The 7,415-nt window shown below is 42.5% G+C and carries 6 protein-coding genes; 3 read left to right on the top strand and 3 right to left on the bottom strand.

What is annotated here, in order from left to right; translation table 11 throughout:
• Positions 1-153: 153 nt before the first annotated feature.
• Entirely contained in the window at positions 154-1,365 is a 1,212-nt protein-coding gene (locus F6K53_RS30740; RefSeq protein ID WP_293083284.1) for a site-2 protease family protein, read from the bottom strand.
• 68 nt (positions 1,366-1,433) lie between these two features.
• Positions 1,434-1,805, bottom strand: coding sequence for a hypothetical protein (locus F6K53_RS30735; RefSeq protein WP_293083281.1), 372 nt, complete (start codon positions 1,803-1,805; stop codon positions 1,434-1,436).
• A gap of 355 nt (positions 1,806-2,160) precedes the next feature.
• On the opposite strand from F6K53_RS30735, the gene F6K53_RS30730 reads away from it, so the two are divergent.
• The 3 genes from F6K53_RS30730 to F6K53_RS30720 all read left to right on the top strand — a co-directional run bounded on the left by F6K53_RS30730 (position 2,161) and on the right by F6K53_RS30720 (position 5,879).
• Positions 2,161-3,006, top strand: coding sequence for a pentapeptide repeat-containing protein (locus F6K53_RS30730; protein WP_293022420.1), 846 nt, complete (start codon positions 2,161-2,163; stop codon positions 3,004-3,006).
• A gap of 255 nt (positions 3,007-3,261) precedes the next feature.
• Positions 3,262-4,047 carry an HAD family hydrolase gene (locus F6K53_RS30725; protein WP_293022418.1) on the top strand — a complete coding sequence of 262 codons (786 nt, stop codon included), beginning with the start codon at positions 3,262-3,264 and terminating at the stop codon, positions 4,045-4,047.
• Positions 4,048-4,787: 740 nt separating this feature from the next.
• A complete protein-coding gene (locus F6K53_RS30720) occupies positions 4,788-5,879 on the top strand; it encodes a hypothetical protein (protein WP_293083278.1) in 1,092 nt (363 codons plus the stop codon).
• 396 nt (positions 5,880-6,275) lie between these two features.
• Here F6K53_RS30720 and F6K53_RS30715 read toward each other — a convergent pair whose 3' ends face one another.
• Positions 6,276-7,379, bottom strand: coding sequence for a transposase (locus tag F6K53_RS30715; protein ID WP_293083275.1), 1,104 nt, complete (start codon positions 7,377-7,379; stop codon positions 6,276-6,278).
• Positions 7,380-7,415 lie beyond the last annotated feature (36 nt).

Below are 7,415 nucleotides of genomic sequence, written 5' to 3'. Positions count from 1 at the left end.
TCCCTATCTCCCTATCTCCCTATCTCCCTATCTCCCTATCTCCCTATCTCCCTATCTCCCTATCTCCCTATCTCCCTATCTCCCTATCTCCCTATCTCCCTATCTCCCTATCTCCCTATCTCCCTATCTACTCTCTTTGAATGCAACTCGGTATTAGGTGTTTGTTAGAGAATTAAGGGTTTTAGCAATTTCTACCAGCTGAAACCCAGGAGGATAAACCCCCTCAGCTTTGATGCGCTCAATAGCAGCCGGTGGGATAGCCAAATTTAGCTTTCTAGCAACAGCTCTGACTATATCACCCCGGTCAATGACACCTGCCACAGCTTCTGCGGGAGAAAGTACGCTTATACGCTTAAGGTTAAGCTCCTCTAAGCTGTTAATCACCTCCACCAACGGTGTTTTCTCCTCCACTGTGGGAATTTCTGATAAAGGGCGCACTATAGTTTCCAACGTCTCAGTGTCCCAACGACTACGCTCGACAAAATGTAAATCCTCAATTTTCACTAGCCCACGATAGCGTCCATTAGCTGCAGCGTAGTAGGGCATTGGGTTTTGCCTATCGGTTAAGATATACTCATCAGCAAAAGAACGTAAGGTCTGGTTGGCTTCCACCACCCGAAAGTCACGGGTCATGGCATTAGATGCCATAAGCTTAAGTAAGACTTCTTGTATGGTGGTTAGCTGGTCATAGGCACTGGCATTGCGAAAAATAAACCAGCCAATCAGAGTTGGCCAAATGAATGACAAAGTACCCGTCAGCAGAGTCATTCCTAATCCCAAGGATAGGGCTAAAAGTCCAAACCCCTTACCCGTTCTGGCAGCCCAACGGACACCTGTAAACAGATCCCCAGTTAGTTTCCAGACTGCTGCTTTCAACACTTGTCCACCATCTAAAGGTAGACCAGGAATTAGGTTAAATAATGCCAAGACTAGGTTGATTCTAGCTATCTCATTGGCGATGGTATATCCCCAAGCCGAGGTGGGTAATGTCAGAGTTAGCACATAAAACAGACCAAAGAGGATGAAACTCACTAATGGTCCTGCGATCGCTACTTGAAAGGCTTCTGCTGGAGTCTTTGATTCTCGGTCAATGGACGCAATCCCGCCGAATATAAATAGGGTAATCGAATTAACTTTGATGCCTTGGGAGAGGGCAGCTAGACTGTGACCTAATTCATGTAAAAGTACAGAACTAAATAACAACAGTGCCATCGCCAATCCAGCTACCCAAGCCAAAATCGACCCTAGGCTAGAGTCGAACTCTCGTGCATTAATCATCGTTACCAATAGCAAGATGAAAAACCACGATGGGTCTAAAAACAGTGGGATTCCGAATAGAGAGCCAACTCGCCAACCTGATAGCATCACATTTTCCTTATCTGAGACCTTCGATACCTCTACTATCCAGGATAAATTAACTCTTCTGTTCTGGGTTATGGCACTGCCACAGGCATCCGCTCACTCAGACGACTGTTTAGGTCTGCAAGTAGGTCATTGCCACTACGACGAGCTTCCCAAGGACCGGTGTTATATTTATCGATTATCCACTGCCCATTGATAAAATCTTCTGACTCAGCCAGGGTACCAATATACTGGATTGGAGTCGATGAGCTGGAGATGTATCGCTTGGTAAATTGGATACGCCGTCCGATTACCTCACCACTTAGCTGGGCTTCTCCTAAGTAGCCGTCGTCCAAACTATTGCCAGTGATTGTATTCTTGCTTTGAACCAGAGTCGCTTCAAACCGGGTGGGTACTCCCCTTTGCCAGTAAGTTCCGAGCCAAGTGCCAGTTAAGTCTGCCATGAACACCAAATTTTAGTGAGGAGTTAACTCACTATTATACTATAATTTTGGTATATATAGCAAATTTAGATAGGTGCTGAGATTAAGAAGAAACCGAAAGAGGAGGAAGACACCGGAACCAATCGCACCTTTATCTGTTGGTTAACACAAACACACTCTCGTGATTCCCCCGTCCCTATTCCCTATTCCCGATTCCCTAATATTTCATAATTGTCTGACCAATACACGATTACACTATCATTGCGCTTTTTGCTGGCACTTTGGCAAATAAAAGTAGCATAGTCTAGCAATAATAATTCATATTAGATGCCATATAGCAATACCACCTAGCTTATTAGTTGTCAAGGTTAAAGGAATGATGATGGATGGGGAAGAATTACTGAAGCGATATGCTGCTGGAGAACGGGACTTTCCAGAAGCTAATCTACAGGGAGTATCTCTGGCGGGAGTAAACCTGAGCCAAGCTAACCTACGACGTGCTAATCTCAGCCAGAGTTGTCTCAAGGACGCTATCCTTAAAGGTGTCAATCTGCGAGAAGCGAATTTATCTGGTGCAAATCTACAGGGAAGTGACCTGTGTGAAGCCAACCTCATTGTTAGTAACCTCAGTCAAGCAAATCTAGCCAAGGCTAACTTGAGTAATGCCAATCTACGCAGTTGCCGCCTGATTGGAGTCAATCTCAGTAAAGCTAATCTGAGTGAAGCAATTCTGAGTGAGGCAATTCTCCAGGATGCTAACTTGAGTCACGCAAAACTGATTAGCACATCCTTGAACCGAGCCAAGCTTTCCCAAGCCCTCTTGGAGGGAGCGATTTTGGAGGGAGCATCCCTCAACAATTGTATTCTGATCGAAGCGAATCTGATTGGGGCAAATTTGTCCCATACCCTACTCAATGGAGCCAACTTGACTAAGGCCAATCTCAATCAAGCAGACTTGAGTGGTGCAATAGCAAGTGGCTGCACCATGAGAAACACTATCCTAACGGATGCGAATCTCAGAGGAGCAAGGATGAGTTGGACAATTCTCCATGGTGCTAATCTCACCAAGGCTAATTTATACCGAGCTAACCTGTGTTGGTCGAATCTTAGCGAGGCAATATTGATTGAAGCTGTTTTAATTGATGCTAATCTGAATCAGGCTAACCTGCGTGAAGCTAAACTTAGCAAAGCGATTATGCCAAGTGGCAGTCAGCATCAATAGTTGAACAGTTGAAGCCAGATTTTGATCAGCTCAATCAGGACCGAATCCCAAAGTCTAGTAGGATATCGAGCAATTCTACTCAGCCGATCCGATTGCGAACGCGCCCCGCGTGGCCTACGGCCAATCGCGTTGGATAGGAAACTGACATGAGGCTAAAACTTACTAAAACTTAATCAACTGTTCACCACTCAAACTGTCCTCCCAGGGTTTAGTATGACATTCGGTGAATAATTAGCTGGAAGTTCCTATAATTTTATGTCCCTTGCACCTCTGTCTGAGGCTTTTGAGACTAATCGCTTTGAAAGTATTAGTTTAATTGCTACCGATATTGATGGCACTCTAACTCTGAGTGGCAAATTTACTTCCTCCTTATTCCATGCCCTAGAAGAATTGACCAAGACAGGAATCCAAGTATTGCTGATTACTGGTCGTTCCGCTGGCTGGGTTAATGCTCTGAAAACTTATCTGCCGGTCACAGGAGCGATCGCAGAAAATGGCGGTCTATATTTCCCCAAAGATAGTGAAATCCCAGATATCTTAACCCCTATTGAAGATTTAAACCAGCATCGCCAGAGTCTCAATCACACCTTCCAAGTCCTAAAAGCTCAATTTCCCCAGCTACAAGAATCTGTGGATAACCGCTTTCGGTTGACGGATTGGACATTTGATGTTAATCGATTAGCCTTTGTCCAATTACAAACCCTGGCAGAACTCTGTCAACAACAGGGTTGGGGCTTCACTTACAGTACAGTTCAGTGCCATATTAAGCCAATCGAGCAAGATAAAGCAACAGGCTTGCTACAAGTGTTAACCAGACACTTTCCCCAACTCAAACCAGAGGAGATTATCACCGTTGGTGACAGTCCTAATGATGAGTCTATGTTTGATACCAGCAAGTTTCCTTTATCAGTAGGGGTGGCTAATGTCTTAGACTACACTAGTTATTTGACTCATAAGCCAGCTTATGTGACTTATGCTAAAGAATCTGAAGGCTTTTGCGAGTTAGCACAATTGTTACTACTGAAAACCTTTACTGGATAAGTGGTTTGGGCTGCACGGCTTGGCTGATTAATGGAATGATTTAGGGTAATTGGTAATTGGTAATTGGTAATTGGTAATTGGTAATTGGTAATTGGTGATTGGTAATTGGTAATTGGTAACCGGTGATTGGTAACCAGACATGATATCAGTTGTTAATTTTCCTATAGCGTTTCCATTTGATGTGTGAAACAAGCACTGTCTTTAACTAAGACTTTCAGCTAGTTTTGTGTTCACGACTCATTTAGCGCTATATCTGATCATTGTGTTGTTTTTTTTTTTTAAACTTTAACAAAAATTTACATAATTATCATGAATCACGTTTATCATGTGTATAAATAATACAAAAACGTAAGCTATCAGCATATGCTTACCTTTGAATTCTCATGAATCTCGAACTATTAAATTGTCCTGTTTGCGCATTGCGTATCGGCGCACCCTAGGGGAACGAGGTTTATTTTAAGGATTAGGCTGAGTGCTTACGATTTTATTTCTATGACAACGGGATGCACCTACTCAAATTACCCATTATCCATTACCAAGTATTCATTACTAATGATTCCTTAATTATTACCTATTTATTGTAATGTAAATCACCGAATAATTTGTATTTATGATTAATATAGAGTGATCTATAGCTTTTTTTTAAAAGCTTATCAAAATTATTTATATTAACGCCAAAATTTAAAACTACTTTACTTTAAATTAAGTATAGTAGTTTTTATAAATCCGAGGAAAAAGCTTTGCTGATAAACACTTCAAGATTCAACAAAACATCGGTTGAGCGCTTAGTCAATTTTTGGTCAAATCGCTATGTACCAGATTTATCAATTATCTCTAAAAATAATGATGTTTTAAAGATTTATGATTTGCTAGACGTTGCTTCTAGAAAGGGGCGCACTCAAACAGTTACCAAGTTACACCGTTTAATCCAAATTAACTGTGAGTGTGCGGGAATTAAAACAGATGCTATGTTCTCGTATATTCCTAATGTGGTTAATTTGACCGAGGCTAAGCGAATTGCTGAATTTGTTTGCTCCGTTTACCAAAAGGTACTGGAAATTTACCAGGAGCAATCGCCGAATCCTAGTTTAATGGCAGCAATACGACTAGGAGAGACAATTAATTTCTTCACAGATTTCTCTAGCCCGTGGACAATGGTAGCGCTAGAGTTGCCAGCTATAGAAAAGCTAGCCACCTCTCTCGAACCTGTATTGCGGCAAATGCGGGAGCAACATATATCAGCAAAAGACCGTCGGGCCATTGGTTTTGTTACCACACAGTTTCACTTCAGCACTAAATTAGTACTCAATCGGCTGACATTGCCAGAACAAATTTTGCTCAGTCCCTACTTTAAGTTTGTGGAGGAGCAAGTTTCTATCCCCTGGCAACGAATCTGTAATGCAGCGGCTTTGCATGATTTTAACTCACCTACCTTAGCCTTAGTGGAGCAACTCTTACCTGCTAGTCAGGATATTGCTCAGACTGTCTACCAACGCACAGTGGAATTGCAATCTGGTCATTTTAGCCGTCGGGGAGGGCTGGACGATCCAGGAATTAAGGCTTCGACTATCAGAGATTTAGAAATGTTCCAGGGTTACCTATGGCTATGTGCTTTGGAGGGGAATATGACATCAATAGAACAGGAACTGTTGCCGTTGTGTTTACTGGTATTTCCTAGCGTAGACGTAAGTTGGAAGCTGGCGGAAAAAATGTTGCAGTTGCTGGTGGATGAACTAAACGCTCGTATAGAGTCAGATCAGATGTACCTGTTGCTTCCTTATACTCAAGGACTGCTGGAGTTATTCTCTGACCTGGAGCAGAAGGCGTTATGATATCATCTAGCAGTCCTAAATCTTAGTGGCAGGAACAAACTTCGTCCCGGAAGCGGTCGGACTAGTGCAGGCGGGCATAAATAATACCAATTCTTCAAAGTAGGACTACAGATGCAGATGGCCAGGGTGCATCTCATATATATTTGTAAAAAAGACGGGGAGTGTGGGGCCCGGGCGCGGGGAGTGTGGGAAGTCTGGAGATTTTATTAGAATTTTTGCCTAATTGCATGCATTGAGATGCACCCGATGGCCAGATGGGGAGATGGCCAGATGAAATTTATGTGTAGGTGTGTAAGCCCTAAGAATTGGTATAACTGCTCCATCAAACGTGTACAAAGCGTCACATAACGAGACTTTGTGTGTTGATTTCCTGCTTCAACGGGGGCATGGGAGCGGTTAACCCTCAGCAGGCTTACGAGTCGAGCCGTACTCGTTATAGTGTTCTAGGTTCAGTGAGGCATTCCAATCGCGATCAATCTTATTTCCACAGCAACCACAGTCATAAATCCTTTCAGATAAAGGCATTGGCTGTTTATTTCCGCATGATGAACATAATTGACTAGATGGAAAGAACCTGTCAGCTACTACTAACTTGGCACCGTAGCGTTCACACTTATACTGAAGTTGCCGCCTGGCTTCATACAGTCCATTATCACCGATAACTTTGGCTAATTTATGATTAGCCATCATCCCAGAAACGTTTAAATCTTCTATGACAACTACGCTGTGGTTTTTAGCTATATAAGTTGTCATCTTGTGAAGATAATCTTTTCGGATATCAGCAACTCGACGGTGAAGTTTTTGTACTTGAAGCTTGGCTTTTGAGTAATTCTGAGAGCCTCTTACTTTTTTAGATAATTTCCGTTGAACTCTAGCTAATTTCCGTTCAGCGTTGCGGTAAGGCTTAAGTCCTTCAAACTCAACACCAGAGCTTAATACAGCTAGGGTTTTTATCCCAAAATCAACACCAACTCGTTCTCGTTCTTTAAGTGTTGGTTCAAATGTCTTTTCAAGGTCGAAGCTAATATACCACTCCCCAGCTTTTTTGTAGATTGTGACTTTTTTAGTTAGACAATCTGGTAGGGGTTCAAACGTTCTAACCCGCTTCAGGAAGGGTAAGTTATGAATTAGTCCACCTAATCGAATGGGTCTACCTGAATGATCGATAGTAAATCGATCATTTCTACCCTTGCATTTGAATCTAGGGTACTTACCCAATCCTTTGAAAAACCTTTTGAATGCTTCCCCTAAATTTATGAACGCATATTGGTAAACCTTTGAGGATAATTCCCTCATCCAGGGATACTCAGGTTTGACATGGTTGGTAAATAATCGCTTTAGGGTTTTAGTGTTAGGCTTTAAACCTTGATTGTAGGCATCTTTCCACATGGCTAAACCCCAGTTGTACACCCACCGACTAAAACCAGCGTGTTTGGCCATCAACGTTTTTTGACGGTTGTTAAGCTTCAGTTTTGTCGTGTAAGAGTGATTGGGAGCCATAGCGTGTTAGCCTGTTCTTACCTAGTATTATACCCA

Source organism: Moorena sp. SIO4A1, assembly GCF_010672065.1.
Classification (GTDB): domain Bacteria; phylum Cyanobacteriota; class Cyanobacteriia; order Cyanobacteriales; family Coleofasciculaceae; genus Moorena.
Note: the sequence above shows the minus strand (reverse complement) of the source record. Positions and strands in the feature narration are given on the sequence as shown.